Raw genomic sequence first — 21,130 nt, 5'->3', positions numbered from 1 at the left:
CCTTTCCTTATAAAAATGGACGAAATAGTCCTTTTATTGTTTGTGATAAATTTTTATAGGCTGATGAACCATGAAACTCAAGATCGAAATTAACCTCTTCAAGCCAATGTGAATCAAATGCCCCCGCTTCAATATACGGTTCAATATCGTTTCTTCCCGTTGGATTGAAATGGAATACATCTACTCCAATTTGATTCAAAAATAGTAATAAAACAGCGTCAGAACGAGTTAATTCTCCGCTCTTCTCATTATTAAATATAACAATTTTCGGTACATCTTGTGAATAATCAAATTTCTCAAGCTGTTCTAAAATATTGGGTGGTATTTGAGAAAGTTGTGCGAAAACATATAGCGCTACATCTTGTTTTGTCTCTTTCGCAATTGGTTTGCACATTTCACTTTCGCACGTATGGATAATCGCCTCTGCAATCCCATGCTGTAAACCTTCCGGTAAACGCTTATGCGGCCACCAATGGCTATTCATAATTAGATCAGGATGCAATTTTCCAGCTCGGTCCAATGCATCTCGATAATGATATTGGAAGTTTGCTTTTTGCTCTTTCGTAAACGGGAATGTATTAATTAATAAACTGTTATCAAATGATGTAACAGCCTTTAATCGTTGAAAATATTCTTTATCATTCTTTGAAACGCCTGATATTTTCGCAAATAAAGAAGGAATATAAATGTGTTTATTTTCAACAAAGAATGTCGGGCGTACAAACGCCTTTTCTTTCGTAATTAAAAAGAGTTCATCATATGTTGTTTTTAGTGTACGAGCTACAGGCGTATAGGAACGGAATTGCCACGGCTTGTACAGCAGTGAATTATCGTGGTGAAGTACTTGTTCAATTTCTTTCGAAGCTTGATACGCTACTGTTGCAACACGCTCACGGCGACGATCAGGGAATGGTTCAAGCGAAATGCGACTTGAATGAGATACAACAAAAGTTCTTCCCTCTTCATCAATATTTTCAAATCCATCTTTTCCTTCTGGGTGATAATAAAGCACATCACAACCGAGCATAATAAGAAAGTATAAGAAATATATACGGCTTTCCTGTGCATCACCGTACCAAATGATACGCGGCATTTGTTTCTTATAATTAATCGTAGACAACCACTTCGCTACGTAATTTTCGCTTAGTTTAATTATGTCGATTAAGAAACGACGGAAGCCTTCTGTCTTTAACGACTGATTATGTTGCTTCTCATATAATTTCAATAGTGAAATAAACGTCGTATGTATGTAATGCTGTAAATCAGGATTGTCTACTTTCGGTAAAAGTTGTTTCCCAGATAAGTGTGCAACTAGCCTATTTACTGTCAGACCATTTGGTGCTTCTTGATGTAATCCGAACACTTCTTGAATATGACGAAGCTTTTCCGAATCAATCACTTTGTTTAAATTTTGTTCGTGTAAAACTTCGATTCCTTTCGCTTCACTATAATCAAACAGTTCATTAAAATATTCATCTACATCATTAGGAACACCAAGGATTCGACATGCTATATAACTAAATTTCATCTCATTCTCTGTCAGCTCATATTGTGGGCGTTTTTCTAAAAGCGTTTCAAATTGCTTTAAATCTGATTCATCTTTTAATGCATATGGTTGAAGTGTAAAACGTGAAAACACAACAGTTCACCTCCAAAAACATTTACGTTTTTTCTAAGTCCTTCTTCTATTATAAACTATTTTTGGTTATAAAAAATGGGCGCTCGCAAAACGAGCAAACCCATTTCAATTATTTATTGTCTTCTTTAGTAGCTGCAACTTCTTCTCTAGCTTGTCCAGAATTCTTCATGTAGTGAAGTATAAATGTTGCTCCAAATGCTACAACTAAAATAATAAAGAATAGTGTATGACTAATCTCAATCTCGATTAAAGACAGTAACATTTTTGCTGCAATAATTAAGATTAAAATATATGCTGTCGTTTCAAGTTCTGGAATACGCTCTAACAATTTTAAGAATACACCAGCAATACCACGCATCATTAAAATACCTAGCATTCCGCCTAATAGTAAAATCCAAACTTCATTAGATACACCAAATGCAGCAAGTACGCTATCTACAGAGAATGCGATATCCATTAATTCAACCATCGCAACTGTTCCCCAGAAGACACCAAACATTCTAAAGAGAATACTATTTTGATTCATACCGTGAGCTTCGTCTTCTTCACTTGCACCTTTACGCTTATCAATAAAGTATTTTACTGATAACCAAGCAAGGTAAAGTGCACCAAGAAGTTTTACCCACCATAATTTAATTAAGAACATTCCGATTCCAATCGCAATAAAGCGGAACACATAAGCTCCAATAAGTCCATAGAATAATGCTTTTTTACGTTTTTCTTCCGGAAGATGTTTTACCATTACCGCTAACACAAGTGCGTTATCAGCAGATAATAATCCTTCAAGTACAACAAGTGTACCAATTAATCCCCAAGATACTGGATCCTGCAACACTTTAATCCACATGTCCAAGTCGAAAAACTGAGCATACGTATCAAGGATTCCTTGCAAAATACTCATCTTACCTTTATCCCCTATTCTTTGCTAGATTTATAGAAAGGTCAAAAAAAGGAAACGAATATCGTTTCCTTTCTATGCATCCAAGCCATACGCTCTTACAAGCGCACCTAAACCACCTTGGAATCCACTTCCTACTGCATTAAACTTCCACTGTCCATTATGACGGTATAATTCACAAAAGACAACTGCTGTTTCGATGGAGAAGTCTTCCCCTAAATCAAAACGAAGAACTTCTTCACTCGTTTCTTCATTCGCTAAACGAACGAACGCATTTCCTACTTGTCCAAAGTTTTGACTACGGCCTTCCGCATCATAAATCGTAACTGTAATAGCAATTCTGTGCACATCTGCTGGAACTTTCTTCAAATCCACAACAAGTTGCTCATCGTCACCTTCACCTTCACCTGTACGGTTATCTCCTGTATGTAAAACAGATCCACAAGGAGACTGTAAATTATTATAGAAGATAAAATCAGTTTCCTTCGTACATTTTCCGTTTGCATCTAATAAAAAGGCAGATGCATCTAAATCGAAATCGGCTCCGCCGTCATAAGATTTAATATCCCATCCAAGACCAATTACTGCTTTTGTTAAACCAGGGCTTGTCTTACCTAAATCGATTTTCTGGCCTTTTTGTAATTGAATAACCATCTATATTCACCTCTATATTTTTATCTTTAAAAATATATCCATCAGTAAACATACATTTCACCGATGGATATATAAATCAAATCTATTACTCTACATCTAAACCAAAGTTATTACATAGAGACGCTAATCCACCTTGGAATCCACTTCCGATTGCATTGAATTTCCAATCACCTGCATGACGATATAATTCACCTACTACTACGGCTGTTTCAATAGAGAAATCTTCTCCTAAATCGTAACGAATTAATTCTGCATTCTTTTCTTCATCAAGAATACGTACGAAAGAATTAGAAACTTGTCCGAAGTTTTGGCTACGGCCTTCTCCATCATAAATTGTAATTGTGAAACAAATACGTTCGATGTGAGCAGGAACATTTTTCAAATCTACTTTAATCGCTTCGTCATCGCCTTCACCTTCACCAGTGCGGTTATCTCCTAAATGCTCTACAGCACCATTCGCACCTTTTGGATTATTATAGAAAACGAAATCTTCAGCTCCTGAAACTTTACCATTCGCGCCTACTAAGAAAATACTAACATCTAAGTCGAAATCGTTTTGTCCGTCATAACGATTCGTGTCCCAACCAAGTCCTACAAGAACTTTCGAAAGACCTGGATTCGTTTTTGTTAAGTCTACCTTTTGTCCCTTTTTCAATGAAATTGATGCCATATACAATTCCTCCTCGGTTATTTTATTGATAACGTGATACAATCTCACTTAAGTTTTTATCTTGCGTGCCTTCTCCAACTGCTGAAAACTTCCATTCACTTCCGTGACGATACATTTCACCTGCAATTAGAGTTGTTTTGCCAGCATAATTATCCGATAAATTATAGCGTGCTAATTCTTCACCAGTTTGCGGGTTTTGAATACGAATATATGCATTACGAATCATCCCGAAATCTTGACGACGATTTACACAGTCATAAATATTTACAACGAATACTAAACGATTAATACGGCTTGGAACTTTATGTAATTCCACGAAAATTGTTTCGTCATCACCAGCGCCTTCACCTGTTAAATTATCTCCTGAATGAATAATACTACCACAAGTAGAAAGTTTATTTCCGAAGTAAACTAAATCATTTTTGTTTAAAAAACGATCTCCTTCTAACATAACAACAGATGCATCACAATCTACATTTGGTTTACTTCCAAATAATGAAGACAGAAATCCACCTGATTGCCCAATTGGATCCCAGCCTAAGCCAACCTGTAGTTTTGCTACTTTTGGTTGTCCTTTCGTTAAATCAATCTTTTGACCTTTTTCTAAAATAATAGGCATGAAGTTTCTCCCTTTCTACAAAGCATTTTCCAAATCGGAAAATATTGTATTCTTCTCTTATATTGTAGCATTATTTACCTAGCGATAAAAAGGATAAATTCTCAGTTATATGAAAACATTCATATAATTTACTTATAATGATGTAAGAAGTGGTAAATAGCACCAATCATTCCTGCACAATTACCGTTTTGTGCAAGTTCAATCTCACAATTATTATAAATCTCTTGATTTAAGTATTTACTGACCTCTTCTTTTACTTCTTTTAAAAACTCATTTCCTCTATCGGTAATTCCTCCACCAATAATAATCGTTTCTGGATTAAAAATATAAGCAAGATTACTAATTCCGATTGCCAAATGTTTAAAGAAGATCCCAACTGCTTGAGCAACTTCCCGATCTCCTTTATCATACAACTCGAAAATTCTTTTCCCATTCCACTCGCCTTTTCCTTTATATTTTCTTACAAGCCGAATTAATCCTGCAATCGAAGCAATCTCTTCAAACGTTTTTCCTTCTATTAACATATTCCCCCATTCACCAGCACTAAATGAATGTCCTCGGTACAATTTTCCATCTATAAAAATTGCTCCCCCAATCCCTGTTCCAAGGGTGAGCATAATAAAGTTATCTTTCTCTCTTCCACTACCATTCCACTTTTCTCCAAACGCTGCACAATTCACATCATTGTCAATCGATACTGGAACCTTTAATATCTCTTGCAATCTATCAATAATAGGAATAGTACTATATCCCGGAATATGATCCGCACCTCCCGTCACAATTCCTTTATTAATATCAACAATTCCCGCAGTGCTAATACCAATTCCGGCAATAGTATGTTCATTCATTATTTTTTTGGATACATATATAAGTTTTTGAATAATTTGTTCTCCGCCTAAATGAATTTCTGTTGCAACTGTTTGACGCTTTAATACTCTCCCTATTTCTGAAACAATACCATACTTAATTTGCGTACCGCCAATATCAAACGCTATATACTCTTTCATCTGCTGCCACTTCCTCTACCGTTATGAATGTAAATTCTCCCCCTCTACTATTTGTAGGAAATCTACATTAACTCTTTTCTGCTTTGACAAATACACCACCTTTTTCTATATATAGTTTTTTTTGCATAAAACTCTTTTTCCTAAGAAATATTACAAAGGGATGTATTTTAGATGGAACATTAATCTCTTAGGAGGAAAACCATGACGAAAATCTTCATTTTAGCATCAACACTCTCTTTATCTTTTTTTAGCGGTTTAAATATCGGTAATGCTGCAACTGAAAACTTCCAACCATTAACAAACGCTATTGTACAAAATAGCGATCATTTTGCAGAAGGAAACTCAAAGGATAATAATATACCTCCAGGAAATAACGGTTCTCAGGACGATACTGGTTCTGGTGACAATGGTTCTGGCGGTAACGGTTCTGGTGGCAATGGTTCCGGCGGTAACGGTTCTGGTGGCAGTGGCTCTGGTGGCAATGGTTCCGGCGGTAACGGTTCTGGTGGTAGTGGCTCTGACGGCAGCGGTTCCGGTGGCAATGGTTCTGGTGGCAACGGCTCTGGCGGCAGTGGCTCTGGTGACAACGGTTCTGGCGGTAACGGTTCTGGTGGCAGTGGCAATGGTTCTGGTGGCAACGGCTCTGGCGGCAGTGGCTCTGGTGACAACGGTTCTGGCGGTAATGGTTCTGGCGGCAATGGCTCTGGTGGCAATGGTTCCGGTGGCAACGGTTCTGGCGGCAATGGCTCTAGTGGCAATGGTTCTGGCGGTAACGGTTCTGGCGGCAATGGCTCTGGTGGCAATGGTTCCGGTGGCAACGGTTCTGGCGGCAATGGCTCTCAAGGCGGCAATCGTGTTAAAGGTGATAGCAGTTCTCAAGGGGGTAATGGCTCTCAAGGTGGCAATCGTGTTAAAGGCGATAGCAATTCTCAGGAGGGCAACGGTTCTCAAGGGGGTAATGTAAAAGGTAATACGAAAAAACAAGGTGATAAATTACCTAATACTGCAACGCATTACCCTATATCTATTTTAATGGGGCTTTCAACATTCCTAATTGGTATGTTACTGTTTATTCGTCGTAAAAACGTAAAATAAGAACAACATCCTTCCATCTAAAAAGTACATGAAATACTGTATAAAACTAAAAAGGACTTTGGATTACATTTTATTATGCAGCCCAAAGTCCTTTTATCACCTATCAGAAAAAGTATTAATACGCTTTTCCCCAATACACCATTTGTTTAGCTTCTTTACCACAACAAATACATTCTTCAGCTAAATGCTCTTGCTCAAAAGGCATACAACGTGAAGATACGCCAACTTCTTCTTTTAGTTTTTCTTCACAAGCTAATTCCCCGCACCACATTGCCTTAATAAAGCCTTGCTTTTCGTCAGCTATTTTTTTCATCTCTTCGAAATTTGTCGCAACATACGTATTCTCATCGCGAAATGCTTTTGCTTTATTAAATAAAGCAATATGAATTTCTTCAAGTAATGCTGGAATACGTTCTTCTAATTGATCCATTGGTACAAACTCTTTTTCCTTCGTATCTCTTCTTACAAGTACAACTTGATTCTTTTCAATATCTTTAGGGCCAACTTCTAATCGAATTGGAATCCCCTTCATTTCATACTCATTAAATTTCCAGCCTGGTGTTTTATTACTAGCATCTATTTTTACTCGTGCAACCTTTTGAATATGTGCTTGTAACTCTGTTGCTTTTGCTAAAACTCCTTCTTTATGCTGAGCAATTGGTACAATAACAACTTGCACTGGAGCGACTTTTGGTGGCATTACAAGTCCATTATTATCACTATGAACCATTATTAGCCCGCCTATCATTCTTGTTGATACACCCCAAGATGTTTGGTGCACATATTGCCACTTACCGTTACGATCTAAAAACTTAATATCAAATGCTTTAGAGAAATTCGTTCCAAAGTTATGAGAGGTTCCTGTTTGAAGTGCTTTTCCATCATGCATTAAACTTTCAATTGTATAAGTTGCCTTTGCTCCAGCAAACTTCTCTTTTTCTGTTTTTTGTCCTTTAATAACTGGTATTGCTAAATAATCCTCACAGAAAGAAGCATATAAGTTTAAAATATTTAATGTTTCAGCCTGCGATTCTTCTGCCGTTTCATGGATTGTATGACCCTCTTGCCATAAAAATTCAGTCGTACGAAGGAATGGCCTAGTTGTCTTCTCCCAACGAACTACTGAACACCACTGATTATATAACTTTGGCAAATCATTATAGGATTGCACAATTTTTGAAAAGTGCTCACAGAATAAAGTTTCAGATGTAGGACGTACACAAAGTCTTTCCGCTAACTTTTCATCTCCGCCATGCGTAACCCATGCTACTTCAGGAGCAAATCCTTCAACATGATCCTTCTCTTTTTGCAATAAACTCTCTGGGATAAACATTGGCATATATACATTTTCATGGCCAGTTTCTTTTAACTTCTCATCCATCACCTTCTGCATATTCTCCCATAAGGCATAACCATACGGACGTAAAATCATGCATCCTTTTACACTTGAATAATCAACAAGTTCGGCTTTTTTTACAATATCGGTATACCACTGCGCAAAGTCCTCTTCCATCTTCGTAATGGCTTGTACTTGTTCTTTTGCCATAGTCAGTCTTCCTCCTTCTAGAAAATACAAAAAAGCCCGCGTCCCTAAATAGGGACCGAGCTTTGTCGGCGTTACCACCCTGATTCATGCACAAAAATTGCGCATGCTCTCTTTTTGATAACGGGAAATTCCCGCTGCATATGCAGAACTCAAAGGCAGGTTCCATATTGCCTTTCTAAGAATCTTTCAGCCTGACGGATTCTCTCTCTGCTAAAAAGGTTGAACATGTACTAGTCCTTTTTCATCGTTATAACGAAATAAATTTGTTGATTATCATAATACAAATTCTTTTTTAAAACAATAGCTAATTTTCTTATTTTTATATATTCTTTTCATTTTTTGCAGTTTTATACGTAGCTTTTCCGCGTAATTTTCACAAGTTGATGTGCAATCATACCGATAAGTGTACCAAGTAGGACAAAGAAACCAATAAATCCATATCCCATTCCTTCCCACCCACCAATAACAATCATTGTAACGGGAAAGGACGCTAAGCAAAGAAGTATTAAACTAAGTGCAAATATAATATCGAACTGTTTGTCTGGAAACCGTTTCTTTAGTAAATATGAAATAGCAAATACAAGGATAATCGTGATTCCGCCAATGATGTAAAAGATACCAAATCCATCTAACCAATCCATAGTGTTTCCTCCTTCCATAGATTCCCTTATACTTAATTATATGTTTAATTTTTCTGAAAATAAATAATAAATTTTCACCTAAAAATATATTTTTATTACTAGGTATTAATAGTAATATATAAGAATAGGTTTTATATAATCAGGAGGGAACTTTATGGATAAAGCATTAACAAACCATGTCATTATTTTATCATTCGACTGTTTATCAGCTTTAGATTTTCCTATACTACAAAAACTACCTCATTTCCAATCTCTAATAAAAAAGGGCACGGTTGTCGAAAAAGTAGAACCAATTTATCCTTCTGTAACATATCCAAGCCACTCAACAATCGTAACCGGTAATTACCCTAACAAGCACGGTGTTGTTAGCAATACGTTACTTCAACCAGGGCGTGAATCACCTGATTGGCATTGGTACCGAAAATCAATAAAAGGAACAACATTGTATGATGAAGCGCGCAAAGCAAATTTAACGACAGCTGCCCTTCTATGGCCTGTTACTGGAAGAGCGAATATTGATTACAATTTACCAGAAATTTTCCCCAATAGACCTTGGCAAAATCAAGTGTTAGTTTCCTTATTTAGCGGTAGCCCACTATACCAATTAGATTTAAATCGTCGTTTCGGCCATATAAGAAATGGTTTATCACAACCAGAACTGGATGATTTCGTCCTCGCCTCTGCTGTGCATACAATCCAGACGAAAAAGCCTAATGTCATGTTTGTACATTTCACCGATTTAGACACACAAAGACACTATCACGGCTTTGAATCTAACGGAACAATAGCTGCTATCCAGAGACACGACGAACGTCTAGGGAAAATTATTCAAGCACTAAAAGAAAGTGACTTATACGAAGAAAGTACAATTATTGCCCTTGGTGATCATAGCGCTTTAAGTGAAAACAAATCCATCCAATTAAATGTGCTATTCCATCAAAGAGGACTTATATCTCTTAATAAAAAAGGAAAATTAGTAGACTGGAAAGCCTATTGCCAAAGTTGCGACGGCTCTGCCTATGTATATGTAAAGGACAAAAATGATACGGATACAATTCGGGAGGTACAACTACTCCTTGAAGAACTACTTCAAAATAAACAAAACGGAATTGAATTTATACTTCATGATGAAGCTGCCAAAGACTGCGGTGCAGACGGTAATTGTTTATTCATGTTAGAAGCACGAGAAGGGTATTATTTCACTGAAAACTATACAGGAGATTTTATAAAAGAAATTACCGAAAAAGATGTTACGCCTAGTAAAAAATATACATTTGGTACGCATGGATACTCTCCAACAAAACCTAACTATGAAACAATTTTTATCGCTGCTGGGAAAGGAATAAAAAGTGGCGTTACCGTCCCGTATATGAGACTTATTGATGAGGGCCCAACTATCGCTAGACTACTCGGTTTACACTTAGGTGAAACAGACGGATCAATTGTAGAGGATTTACTCCAATTGTAAAGAACTGTGTATATATGTAAAAGTTATGTAAAATTCATCATTGTTTCTCTTTTTATAATTTTTATTTTTGTACACTGTTAGTAAAACAAATTTGAGGGGGAACATTATATGAAAAAAATGTCCAGACAAGAAAAAAGCTGGATATTATACGATTGGGCGAACTCCGTATATTCGCTCGTCATTACAACTGCATTATTTCCAATTTACTTTAAAGCAGCTGCAAAAGAAGCGGGTTTATCTGGGGCAACTTCAACAGCATATTGGGGATATGCAAACTCATTCGCAACACTTTTAATTTCTATACTTGCTCCTATTCTTGGCACAGTTGCTGATTATAAAGGATTTAAAAAACGTTTTTTCACATTCTTCTTTGGACTCGGTATCGTATTTACAAGTATGTTAGCAGTCGTTCCAACCTCTCAGTGGTACTTATTGCTAGGGTGCTATATGCTCGCCTTAATCGGCTTTGCTGGAGCAAACATTTTTTATGATGCATTTTTAGTAGATGTCACTTCTGAAGATAGAATGGATCGAATTTCTACGAGAGGTTTCGCTTTAGGCTATATTGGGAGTACTATTCCATTTATCGGTTGTATCACTCTTATCATTCTTGCTCAAAAAGGAACTATCCCTTTATCAGTTGGCATTGCTAGTCAAATTTCATTCGCGATAACAGCTCTTTGGTGGGGGTTATTTACAATTCCAATGCTAAAAAACGTAGAGCAAACGCACTATATTGAACGTCATCCAAGACCTATTAGAATGAGCTTCAAACGCCTTGCTGATACTTTTAAAAATATTAAAGAATATAAAACTGTATTTATGTTTCTAATCGCTTACTTTTTCTATATTGACGGAGTCGATACGATTATTACTATGTCTACCGCTTACGGAACCGATCTCGGTATTAGTGCAACGAATCTATTAATCATATTATTTGTAACACAAATTGTCGCTTGTCCATTTGCTTTACTATATGGAAAACTATCTGAAACATTTACTGGTAAAAAAATGTTATATGTCGGTATCATTATTTATATCATTATTTGCACATATGCTTATTTCTTAAAAACGACACTTGATTTTTGGATTTTAGCAATGTTAGTTGCTACATCTCAAGGTGGTATTCAAGCACTAAGTCGTTCATACTTTGCAAAACTAGTACCTAAAGAATCTGCAAATGAATTCTTCGGATTTTATAATATATTTGGCAAGTTTGCCGCGATTATGGGTCCAGTATTAGTCGGTGTTACAACCCAATTAACAGGAAAAACAAACGCTGGTGTTCTTAGTATTATTGTTCTGTTTATTATCGGAGGATTTTTACTAACTAGAGTTCCAGAAAATAATACATCCGTTACACCACCTAGTCCAAAGACTAAAACGCTATAAGAAAAGATCCTCTTCTCATAAGAAGAGGATCTTTTTTATTTTTAAAGGTGCGACTTATAATGAACGACTCTACTGCTTGTACAAAAATAATTTATCAACAGTTGTTCCTAATACTTCAGCTAAACGGAATGCTAACGCTAAACTTGGATCATATTTATTATTCTCAATTGCATTTATCGTTTGTCTAGAAACCTTACATTTATCAGCTAATGCGCCTTGTGAAATATTATTTTCAGTGCGTAATTCATAGATTTGATTTTTCACACCATTGCTCCTAACCTGTAAAATCGTTTTTACAACATCAGTATATAATTGGCTCATATAGTTGTCAAAAGTTCCTCAAAGAAAAAGGGAGCAATATTGCTCCCTTACAATAGTTATTTCGAAGCTAACGAATTTGTTAGTGCCTCTTTATTAGCAACATCTTCTTTTTTTATTTGCATACGTAGAACTGGCCCTATCGCTAATAAAATAAGTGCCATTGCTATACAAAACACAGTAACTAGTGAAGTTAGTTCCTTTAATCCTCCAGCTAGTGAAGTTCCAATTAGCATTGCCCCCATAAACAGTGGTAAAATCGTCCCATTTACTCTTCCAACCATATTTTCTGGTACAAGTTGAATCATAAGCGTACCGACAACAATATTAACACAAGCTAAACAAATACCTGTTCCAAACCTCATGAAACTAGTAATCCAAAATGATGTAGATAGCCCTTCTACTAAAAATGACATTGCTAATATGCCCATACCGAATACAAACATTTTTTTCGGATTCACTTTTGAAGCGAAAATTGCAGCAACAATACCACCAATTAACATACCTATTCCATCAGCTGCAGCTAAATATTGAACTGCTTCCTTTTCCATTCCAAGGCGTTCTATTACAAGAAACACCTCTAATGGAGTTGTTAATCCAACAGCTAAGCCTATAATGGTGAAAGTGATCGTAATCATACGTAAATTTTTCGTATGAAGAACATACTTCCAACCTTCTTTTATATCATTTTTTAATGAATCTCTCGCCACTTGCTCTTTTTCAACCCATTTTGGTAAAAATGAAAGGGCGATAGCAGATAACAAAAATAAAATGATTAAGCTATATAGTGACGTAAATAAACCAAGTTGTGTATACACAAGCGATCCTAACACTGGTCCAAAAATCAGAAATAATGACTGTAATGTTTGGTTAAATGCAATTGCATTTGCTACCTCTTCTTCTTTTACATAGCGCTTAAATATGCGCGAAGATGAGGGCTGAGAAAACTGGCCTACAATCGCGGAAATGAGTGTTGCAAAAAATATAGCCTGCCAATAATCCAGCTTTAACAACAGGACAATTCCTATAATAGACAGTACACTTAATACATCTCCAGCGACCATTGTTCTTTTCGGATTCCAACGATCAGCTAGCGCACCACCGATAAACGAGAAAATAAAAATAGGTGCATATTCCATAACTGATAACAAAGAAACAGAAACCGGATCATTATTCGTTCGCTCCATTATGAAATATAAAAGAGCCATATTTCTGATCCAAATTGCAAATTGTTGTAAAATATCAGATGCCATAACGAGCATAAATGCTCGGTTTTTAAATAAAGCGTTCATTTTCATCCCCCTTTTATAAACCGACCGTTCGGTCTATTTTATTTTGTAAGAAAAGCAACTGACCTATTATTCAGCTGCCATTCCTTTTAACAATACATCTATTGCCTTTTTATAAATACGCTTCAACTCTTTATAATCTAGCTCGTAGTAAAGTACTCCAAGCCCTGATAATAATCCATTCACAATATACATAAGATCACGAGTATTATCTTCACGGAACTCTCCAGACTGTATACCTGCTTCAATTAATTTCTCAAACATAACATATGATTCTCTAGTTAAAGCTAATAGTTCCTCCAAAATCTCTTTACTTACAACTTGACTCATAGAGAATTCCTCTATTGCATTTGAAATTGGTTGCTGTATGTCCTCTACATGATATTCCGCGAGACCATATAGTTTTTCAGTACTAGTGCTATACAACTTCTCTTTTTCATTCCATTTTTCAAGCCAATCATACGTATGCTGTTTCACTACAAATAAAAATAATTCTTCTTTACTTTTAAAGTGATAATAAATACTTCCTTTACTTCGCTCTGTAATTTCACAAATCTCTTCCATAGATGTAGCTGCGTAGCCCTTCTGTGAAAATAGACTTTCTGCTTTGTATGCAATTTCTTTCTTTATCTCTTCTGCGCTTCTTCTCATATTCACACCTCTTTAAACCGACCGTTCAGTCTAATAATAACAAATCAAAAACCTCTATCGCAAGAGGCTATATTCCTTATTTAAGAAAACGTACTTTCAAACCAAGTTCGAATCATATGTATTGTTCCAAATTTAAATGCTAATTTAACAAGAAATACGCCTCCCGCAGCTAATAAAAATAACACTACTTTCCCCTTATTTTTCACTTTCGGTTCCCTTTTCATTTCCATTCCCCTTAGTATGTTAAAAATATTAATCAAACGTTTGTTTAACTGTGTTTATGTATATGTAAGCCGACTAATCAAACGTTTGTTTAAAAAGAAATACGCCTATATAAGGCGCATTTTCATCAATCCCCACCGCCACCGCAGCTTCCTCCGCTATCTCCCCCAAAAGAGCCTCCACAATCATGTGAACCGCCATCATGCGAGCTATCATTATCCGATCCAGCAAAGAAAAATAATGGTGATGAGCTGTTAGATGAGTTATGTATGTTATTTTGTTTCGCCAAGTTCACCTTCTTTTTGTTCGATCGAACTGCTGTTACGATTATTCCAACTACAACAAATAATAGTATGACAATAATAAATCCCATATAAAAGCCTCCCCTATTCCTCGAATAATTGAATGATTCTCTCTAGATTTTCAAGTGAAATGAAGCGTGATTCACGAAGAATTTCTTTTCCATTATGAAATAATAAAATTGTTGGCCCTGTAAATACTCCATATCGCCCCGCAATCTCTTGCATGTCTTGTAGTAATATTTCTATTTTCTCTACGTAATCATAATTTTCTAATACGCAATTTACTTTTCTTAGCATAACATCACAAACACCACAATTTTCCGTTTTAATAAACAGAAGTACCAATTGTTGTTCTTCGATATAGGTCGCTAATTCTTCTATCGTTTTAAATGTAGTCATCTTATCCCTCTTAGCGTAATTTACGAAATAATTTGCCTTGATACATACGAAAAGCTGAACTATCTTTAATCTTTCTCTTTTCCATTACCTGCTGAAAACGAAGAGTTTTTGCTGTTAACTCTTCTCGTAATTTCTTTCTCTCTTCTTCATCATAACAGCAAGCAATTAAATCCTCTATTTTTAATATATCTTTTTGTAGTTCCATTTCTGGTGGAATCATTCCCGCATTTTTTAAAATTTTATAACTCATTCTAAGTTCTGGAGGTACCATTGAAAGATCTTCTAATTGTAGTGGTTTTCCTTTTCCCGGAAGATAATCAAGATCACCATTCCGTATTGCTTGTCGAATTTTTTCTTCAGCAATGTTCAAAAACACATCCACACTATTCCCTCCTATACATATTTTTACTATTATTTTACATGATATTTCCTTATCTTTCTACGTCTTTAATAATTGGCTCCATACAATTTTTTCTCAAATTTATTTATAATGAGCTTTTTCTTCCCATACCAATCTTTCGTTTTCATATATAGTTTGTATTCAAGCCTTTTTGTATTGAGAAAGTCTTTTTCAACTTAATAAAGCGTTTACACTAAATCTTACATTTGTTACGATTTAATCACCCCCAGCTCCCTTGTATAGACTTCGTGATGTCTGATCATTTTATCTAGACGTTTCATACGTCTAGATTCATTTTGGTTTATTGGCGTATGCCTTTAAATATATCTTTTATTTTGAAAGGAGAAATGGCTATGAGGTCTCAAAAATTCACACTGCTATTACTATCTCTACTACTTTTCTTACCTCTTTTTCTCACAAATTTTATTACTCCAAATCTCGCATTAGCAGATTCACCAAAGCAAAGTCAAAAAATTGTTGGGTACTTTCCTTCGTGGGGCGTTTACGGACGTAATTATCAAGTTGCTGACATTGATGCATCAAAGCTTACTCACCTTAACTATGCTTTCGCGGATATTTGTTGGAATGGAAAACATGGAAACCCTTCTACTCATCCTGATAATCCAAATAAACAAACGTGGAACTGTAAAGAATCTGGTGTACCATTGCAAAATAAAGAGGTTCCTAATGGTACTCTCGTACTCGGTGAACCATGGGCTGATGTTACCAAATCGTATCCTGGCTCAGGGACAACTTGGGAAGATTGCGATAAATATGCCCGTTGCGGAAATTTCGGGGAACTAAAACGATTAAAAGCTAAATATCCTCACTTAAAAACAATTATTTCCGTTGGTGGCTGGACTTGGTCTAACCGCTTTTCTGATATGGCCGCTGATGAAAAAACAAGAAAAGTATTTGCTGAATCTACAGTAGCTTTTCTTCGCGCATATGGGTTTGATGGCGTAGATTTAGACTGGGAATATCCGGGCGTTGAAACGATTCCTGGTGGTAGTTATCGTCCTGAAGATAAACAAAATTTCACTCTCCTTCTTCAAGATGTCCGAAATGCTTTGAATAAAGCAGGTGCTGAAGATGGCAAACAATATTTACTAACAATCGCTTCAGGCGCAAGCCAACGCTACGCTGATCATACAGAGCTAAAGAAAATTTCTCAAATACTCGATTGGATTAATATTATGACATATGATTTCCACGGCGGATGGGAAGCTACTTCTAATCATAATGCAGCTCTATATAAGGATCCAAATGACCCAGCAGCAAATACGAATTTTTACGTAGATGGTGCTATAAATGTTTATACAAATGAAGGTGTTCCAGTCGATAAACTAGTATTAGGCGTACCCTTTTACGGACGTGGCTGGAAAAGTTGTGGCAAAGAAAATAACGGACAATATCAACCTTGCAAACCAGGTAGTGATGGGAAACTTGCTTCTAAAGGTACTTGGGATGATTATTCTACCGGTGACACAGGTGTGTATGATTACGGTGATTTAGCAGCCAATTACGTTAATAAAAATGGTTTTGTACGCTACTGGAATGACACAGCTAAAGTACCTTATTTATATAATGCAACTACAGGCACATTTATTAGCTACGATGACAATGAATCTATGAAATACAAAACAGACTATATAAAGACGAAAGGTTTAAGTGGAGCAATGTTTTGGGAACTAAGCGGAGATTGCCGTACAAGTCCAAAATATAGTTGCAGTGGTCCAAAATTACTTGATACGCTAGTAAAAGAATTACTTGGTGGACCTATTAGTCAAAAAGATACTGAGCCACCAACGAATGTTAAAAACGTTGTAGTTACGAATAAAAATTCAAACTCAGTTCAATTAAACTGGACTGCATCTACTGATAACGTAGGAGTTATGGCATATGAAATTACTGCTGGAGAAGAGAAATGGAGTACAACAACAAATAGCATTACAATTAAAAACTTAAAACCTAATACGGAATACACATTTTCAATAATTGCCAAAGATGCTGCTGGAAATAAATCACAACCTACCGCTCTTACTGTCAAAACGGATGAAGCTAATACGACACCTCCTGATGGAAATGGTACTGCTACATTTTCAGTCACTTCGAATTGGGGCAGCGGTTATAACTTCTCGATTATAATCAAAAATAATGGAACGACTCCTATTAAAAATTGGAAATTAGAATTTGATTATAGCGGTAATTTAACACAAGTTTGGGATTCTAAAATTAGTAGTAAAACAAATAATCATTATGTAATTACGAACGCAGGATGGAATGGTGAAATTCCTCCTGGTGGATTTATTACAATTGGCGGTGCAGGAACAGGTAATCCTGCCGAACTTTTAAATACCGTCATTAGCGAAAACTAGACGTAATATCCATTAATTAATTCACTAAAGTTTGAATTTAGGTTTGAGCAATACCTCCTAAATTCAAACTTTTAATTTTACGAAAAATCAAAAATATCATAATAACCTATTATAATTATATTTAATTTCTAATATGAAGTTTATATGAAGTTCATTTGAATTTTACATGAATTTCCTTTAATTTCTATTGTCTTCCTATAATATCCATATTATCCTTTACATAAAGGAATTATTTTCATTCCATTTTGAACTATCTATATATATAAAGAAAGATAGTCACCTGTTAGGGAAAGGCTTTCGTATTATAAATATAACAAAAGAAAAAGCACGCTTATAAGCGCACCATAAGAGTGCTTCTTCATACAATTCTCATGTAAGAGTTCTCGAAAATCATGTTAATCACAAAGAAAAGGCATTAGCTCCTAAAAGCTAATGCCTTTTCTTTATTCATATTGTTCAGTATTCCAATCTTCTATATTCCATACTTTTGTTATCCACGATTCATAGAAAGAAGGTCCATGTGAGACAATTAAAACCGTTCCTTTGTATTGTTGTAACGCTTCCTGTAAAGCCATCTTAGTTTCTACATCCAAATGATTAGTCGGTTCGTCTAAAATTAAAACATCAGCTTTTTCTATTTTTTCATATAAGGAGCTAACACACTTAAAATCTCTTCTTTATCCTTTTTTAATTCGAGTGATGTTAACATATCCATCGTTCTCGGCCTAGGTAATTTCACTTGTACCTCGCCAACTATTGACGCTGGTCTTTGAGATAAAATAAATACGCGATCTGAAAGCAAGATTGCCTCATCTAAGTCATGTGTCACCATAACGATTGTTTGCTTTTCTTGATGCCAAGAGTTTAAAAGCCAGCTATGTACTTCCATTTTTGTAAATGCATCTAATTTACCAAAAGGCTCATCAAGCAGCATAATTGGCTTTTCACATAAATATGTGCGCAGAAAACTAATTCTTTGACGCATACCACCAGATAATTCATCTGGATAATGGTCTGCATATTCATCTAGTTCGAACTGCTTTAATGCTTCCATTCCTTCTGTCAGCCTTTGTTTTTTCGGCTTTCCTTCAATTTCTAACGGAAGAACGATATTTTGCAAAGCTGATCGCCACGGTAGTAATAAATCTTGTTGTGGCATATAACTAACAACATCTTGCTCTTGTACTTGCTTATCGTTATACGTTACGTTCCCGCTTGTTGGTTTTTCAACATTTGCAATCATGTTTAATAATGTGCTTTTCCCGCAACCACTCGGTCCTACAAAGGAAACAAACTCTCCCTCTTGTATAGAGGCACTAATATTCTCTAATACATTCTTTCCGTCGAAAGATTTCACTATATTTTTTATTTGTAATCCGCTCATTTTTCACTTGGAAGGAATTCATTTGTAAAAGCATCTTTTACATCGATTTTCTTTTTAATAACTTTGTTGTCATATAAGAAATTCATGTAATTCGTCCAAATTTCTTCCTTCTGTACTCCCCATGCTTTAGCATCATCTTGATACTTCGTACTTAACCATTTTTGGCTTTCTTGAACTAAATCTTTATTTACATCTGGAACAGCTTTAATTAAAATATCAGCAGCCTCTTTCGGTTCCTTAATTGCAAAATTATAACCTTCTGTCGTTGCACTCATAAACTTTTTCACAAAGTCTTTATCTTGCTTCGTATGTTTTTCACTCGTAATAATAACAGGACTATAGAAATCAAGCGCTGGATCTAAGTCCTTCACCATAATCGTATTTAACTCTTTTCCTTGGCGCTTCGCTTCAATACCATCCCAACCGTAATAAATCCATTCGAAATCTGCATCACGACCGATTGATTTAAAGAAATCTGTTTGTCCTAAGATGATTTTTTCAACTTTATTAAAATCAGCTTGATGTTTATCCATAATCGTCTTTAATGTCGCTTCTTCCGCTGGTCCTCCCCAGCCGCCGTAACGTTTACCTTCAAAATCTTTCGGTGACGTCATATTATCTTTCTTAAGCGATGCAAACGCTGAAGTGTTATGCTGAATAATCGCTCCTACAGATACAACAGGAATTCCTTCCACACGAGCTAACGTTACATTTTCTTGTGCGCTTATTGCGAAGTCTGCTTTTCCTGATGCTATCATTTGCTCTGCTGTTACATTGTCACCTGGTTGAATAATTTCTACATCTAATCCTTGCTTTTTGTAATAATCTTTCGTTTGCGCTACATACAAGCCAGTATGATTCGTATTTGGAAACCAATCTAATACTACTTTTACTTTTTGATCTTTACTTGCACTTTCTTCTTTCTTCGCCGGATTACATCCAGCCACACCTACCGCTACTAAGGCAGCTAACATAACTTTCAAACCTTTTTTCATTTTCTGCCGTCCTTTCTATATATCCATGGTGCTGTTATTCTTGCCATAAACTCTACGATAAAATACAGGCATAATGTCACCATAACGATGATTGCTGCAACACCAAATACTCGGGCAGTCAAAAAGGATTTTGTAGCCCTCGTAAGCATAACGCCTAATCCTTCACTTGCACCGAGCCATTCTCCGATAATTGCCCCCATTACGCTATATGTAACTGCAATTTTTAAACCTGAGAAAAAGTATGGAAGCACTGCTGGAAATTTTACTTTCTGGTAAACTTGCCATTTTGTCGCCTTCATTGTTTGTAACAGTTTCAACATGTTTTTATCTACTGTTTGAAAACCTTCTAAAATACTAAGCGCAATTGGGAAGAAACAAACGAGTATTACGACCATTACTTTCGGCAACATCCCATATCCAAACCAAATAATAAATAGCGGTGCAAGTACAACAATTGGAATTGTTTGCGAAATAACGAGCAATGGATTTATTAAAATACGAAATAACGGTATAACGTCCATAATAATTGCGATGCTCGTCCCCAATAAAATTGCAAAGAATAGTCCAATTATAACTTCCTGCAGTGTTTGCATCGTATTTGGTAATAGTAAATCTTTCATCCCAATTAATTCTTGAACAATGGCAGAAGGCTTTGGTAAAATCCACGGTTCGATTTTAAATAATGAAACAGATCCTTCCCATATCGCAATGAGAAGGATAAGCCAAATAGTTGTAATAAGTTTAGATTGCTTCTGGTTTTGCATATTCATCACGGTACTTCCAAACCTTTTCATCTATCGTTACACCAGTGCTTGGACGATAATGGATTTTAATAGAAGTAATCACTTCTTCTGCTCCAGCATCGACGCAAGCTTGTTGCGCACGTTTAACGACATCAAGAAGTACATCTAATTCTCCTTCCAAAGTTGTTTCCATTGCTCCTACTTCATAACGAACTCCCGATTGTTGCACAACTTCAATTGCTTTATCGACAACAGAATATACATCTTTCGTTTTTGCTTGTGGTACTACTGAAAATGACATTGTAACTTGTTGTGACATAATAAAATCCCCCTTATAAAAATAAATTTCAAAAATAAGAAAAGGCTTTCCTACTGCGTAGGAAAGCCTTGTATGCAAGTTATTACAGAATAACATATGCT

At 35.8% G+C, this 21,130-nt stretch carries 23 protein-coding genes, 1 pseudogene and 1 other annotated feature; of the genes and pseudogenes, 4 read left to right on the top strand and 20 right to left on the bottom strand.

Annotation, left to right across the window (positions count from 1 at the left end):
• Positions 1 to 7 precede the first annotated feature (7 nt).
• From ACZDYH_RS22450 to ACZDYH_RS22425, 6 genes are all read right to left on the bottom strand, one after another.
• Positions 8 to 1,639: a YceG family protein gene (locus ACZDYH_RS22450; protein WP_434713397.1), complete on the bottom strand. Its 1,632-nt coding sequence runs from the start codon at positions 1,637 to 1,639 to the stop codon at positions 8 to 10.
• Between the two features lie 109 nt (positions 1,640 to 1,748).
• Positions 1,749 to 2,540, bottom strand: a complete 792-nt coding sequence (locus ACZDYH_RS22445) for a TerC family protein (RefSeq protein ID WP_000025704.1) — start codon at positions 2,538 to 2,540, stop codon at positions 1,749 to 1,751.
• Positions 2,541 to 2,612: 72 nt separating this feature from the next.
• On the bottom strand, positions 2,613 to 3,191 hold the full coding sequence (locus tag ACZDYH_RS22440) for a TerD family protein (protein WP_000236643.1): 579 nt from the start codon (positions 3,189 to 3,191) through the stop codon (positions 2,613 to 2,615).
• An 85-nt stretch (positions 3,192 to 3,276) separates the two neighbouring features.
• The gene (locus tag ACZDYH_RS22435) at positions 3,277 to 3,861 is read right to left on the bottom strand and encodes a TerD family protein (RefSeq protein ID WP_000146726.1); all 585 of its coding nucleotides are present in this window, start codon (positions 3,859 to 3,861) and stop codon (positions 3,277 to 3,279) included.
• A 22-nt stretch (positions 3,862 to 3,883) separates the two neighbouring features.
• On the bottom strand, positions 3,884 to 4,480 hold the full coding sequence (locus ACZDYH_RS22430) for a TerD family protein (protein WP_001121586.1): 597 nt from the start codon (positions 4,478 to 4,480) through the stop codon (positions 3,884 to 3,886).
• Between the two features lie 128 nt (positions 4,481 to 4,608).
• Positions 4,609 to 5,487, bottom strand: coding sequence for an ROK family protein (locus ACZDYH_RS22425; RefSeq protein ID WP_349561582.1), 879 nt, complete (start codon positions 5,485 to 5,487; stop codon positions 4,609 to 4,611).
• Between the two features lie 201 nt (positions 5,488 to 5,688).
• Here ACZDYH_RS22425 and ACZDYH_RS22420 point away from each other — a divergent pair, with 201 nt between their 5' ends.
• A complete protein-coding gene (locus tag ACZDYH_RS22420) occupies positions 5,689 to 6,582 on the top strand; it encodes an LPXTG cell wall anchor domain-containing protein (protein WP_474887203.1) in 894 nt (297 codons plus the stop codon).
• 115 nt (positions 6,583 to 6,697) lie between these two features.
• On the opposite strand, the gene proS is transcribed toward ACZDYH_RS22420, so the two are convergent.
• Both proS and ACZDYH_RS22410 read right to left on the bottom strand, forming a co-directional pair.
• Positions 6,698 to 8,128, bottom strand: a complete 1,431-nt coding sequence (proS, locus tag ACZDYH_RS22415) for a proline--tRNA ligase (protein ID WP_001040985.1) — start codon at positions 8,126 to 8,128, stop codon at positions 6,698 to 6,700.
• Positions 8,129 to 8,175: 47 nt separating this feature from the next.
• Positions 8,176 to 8,382 (bottom strand) — a binding site (T-box leader).
• Positions 8,383 to 8,475: 93 nt separating this feature from the next.
• Positions 8,476 to 8,769, bottom strand: coding sequence for a YesK-like family protein (locus ACZDYH_RS22410; protein WP_000383850.1), 294 nt, complete (start codon positions 8,767 to 8,769; stop codon positions 8,476 to 8,478).
• 154 nt (positions 8,770 to 8,923) lie between these two features.
• On the opposite strand from ACZDYH_RS22410, the gene ACZDYH_RS22405 reads away from it, so the two are divergent.
• Positions 8,924 to 10,237 (top strand): alkaline phosphatase family protein, encoded by a 1,314-nt coding sequence (locus tag ACZDYH_RS22405; protein WP_102956413.1) that lies wholly within the window; start codon positions 8,924 to 8,926, stop codon positions 10,235 to 10,237.
• Between the two features lie 108 nt (positions 10,238 to 10,345).
• Positions 10,346 to 11,629, top strand: a complete 1,284-nt coding sequence (locus ACZDYH_RS22400; protein ID WP_000738816.1) for an MFS transporter — start codon at positions 10,346 to 10,348, stop codon at positions 11,627 to 11,629.
• Positions 11,630 to 11,698: 69 nt separating this feature from the next.
• Here the strand turns inward: ACZDYH_RS22400 and ACZDYH_RS22395 are convergent, their stop codons facing one another.
• The 7 genes from ACZDYH_RS22395 to ACZDYH_RS22365 form a co-directional block, all read right to left on the bottom strand.
• On the bottom strand, positions 11,699 to 11,950 hold the full coding sequence (locus tag ACZDYH_RS22395) for a helix-turn-helix transcriptional regulator (protein ID WP_002023181.1): 252 nt from the start codon (positions 11,948 to 11,950) through the stop codon (positions 11,699 to 11,701).
• Positions 11,951 to 12,006: 56 nt separating this feature from the next.
• Positions 12,007 to 13,239, bottom strand: coding sequence for an MFS transporter (locus ACZDYH_RS22390; protein ID WP_102956415.1), 1,233 nt, complete (start codon positions 13,237 to 13,239; stop codon positions 12,007 to 12,009).
• Between the two features lie 66 nt (positions 13,240 to 13,305).
• Positions 13,306 to 13,887, bottom strand: coding sequence for a TetR/AcrR family transcriptional regulator (locus ACZDYH_RS22385; RefSeq protein ID WP_001254439.1), 582 nt, complete (start codon positions 13,885 to 13,887; stop codon positions 13,306 to 13,308).
• Positions 13,888 to 13,967: 80 nt separating this feature from the next.
• Positions 13,968 to 14,111: a hypothetical protein gene (locus ACZDYH_RS22380; protein WP_000817981.1), complete on the bottom strand. Its 144-nt coding sequence runs from the start codon at positions 14,109 to 14,111 to the stop codon at positions 13,968 to 13,970.
• Positions 14,112 to 14,236: 125 nt separating this feature from the next.
• Positions 14,237 to 14,482, bottom strand: coding sequence for a hypothetical protein (locus tag ACZDYH_RS22375; protein ID WP_000505774.1), 246 nt, complete (start codon positions 14,480 to 14,482; stop codon positions 14,237 to 14,239).
• 13 nt (positions 14,483 to 14,495) lie between these two features.
• Positions 14,496 to 14,810 (bottom strand): thioredoxin family protein, encoded by a 315-nt coding sequence (locus tag ACZDYH_RS22370; protein WP_000206515.1) that lies wholly within the window; start codon positions 14,808 to 14,810, stop codon positions 14,496 to 14,498.
• A 10-nt stretch (positions 14,811 to 14,820) separates the two neighbouring features.
• Positions 14,821 to 15,192, bottom strand: a complete 372-nt coding sequence (locus ACZDYH_RS22365) for a DnaJ family domain-containing protein (RefSeq protein WP_000382376.1) — start codon at positions 15,190 to 15,192, stop codon at positions 14,821 to 14,823.
• A 371-nt stretch (positions 15,193 to 15,563) separates the two neighbouring features.
• Between ACZDYH_RS22365 and ACZDYH_RS22360 the strand changes: the two genes are divergently transcribed.
• On the top strand, positions 15,564 to 17,588 hold the full coding sequence (locus ACZDYH_RS22360; RefSeq protein ID WP_474887198.1) for a glycosyl hydrolase family 18 protein: 2,025 nt from the start codon (positions 15,564 to 15,566) through the stop codon (positions 17,586 to 17,588).
• 443 nt (positions 17,589 to 18,031) lie between these two features.
• On the opposite strand, the pseudogene ACZDYH_RS22355 reads toward ACZDYH_RS22360, so the two are convergent.
• From ACZDYH_RS22355 to ACZDYH_RS22335, 5 genes and pseudogenes are all read right to left on the bottom strand, one after another.
• Positions 18,032 to 18,226, bottom strand: a pseudogene (locus ACZDYH_RS22355) (P-loop NTPase family protein); the annotation flags it as partial.
• Positions 18,223 to 18,972: an ABC transporter ATP-binding protein gene (locus ACZDYH_RS22350; protein ID WP_000016084.1), complete on the bottom strand. Its 750-nt coding sequence runs from the start codon at positions 18,970 to 18,972 to the stop codon at positions 18,223 to 18,225. The gene ACZDYH_RS22350 and the pseudogene ACZDYH_RS22355, both read right to left, overlap by 4 nt.
• On the bottom strand, positions 18,969 to 19,967 hold the full coding sequence (locus ACZDYH_RS22345; RefSeq protein ID WP_000715573.1) for an ABC transporter substrate-binding protein: 999 nt from the start codon (positions 19,965 to 19,967) through the stop codon (positions 18,969 to 18,971). Before ACZDYH_RS22345 ends, ACZDYH_RS22350 begins: the two co-directional genes overlap by 4 nt.
• A complete protein-coding gene (locus ACZDYH_RS22340) occupies positions 19,964 to 20,737 on the bottom strand; it encodes an ABC transporter permease (protein WP_001057166.1) in 774 nt (257 codons plus the stop codon). The genes ACZDYH_RS22345 and ACZDYH_RS22340 overlap by 4 nt, the downstream gene beginning before the upstream one ends.
• The gene (locus tag ACZDYH_RS22335) at positions 20,709 to 21,029 is read right to left on the bottom strand and encodes an MTH1187 family thiamine-binding protein (protein ID WP_000082906.1); all 321 of its coding nucleotides are present in this window, start codon (positions 21,027 to 21,029) and stop codon (positions 20,709 to 20,711) included. The genes ACZDYH_RS22340 and ACZDYH_RS22335 overlap by 29 nt, the downstream gene beginning before the upstream one ends.
• Positions 21,030 to 21,130: the final 101 nt, after the last annotated feature.

It is taken from the genome of Bacillus sp. EB V-12, from assembly GCF_056158125.1.
The sequence above is the reverse complement of the archived record's forward strand: the minus strand, read 5'-3'. Positions and strand labels throughout refer to the sequence as shown.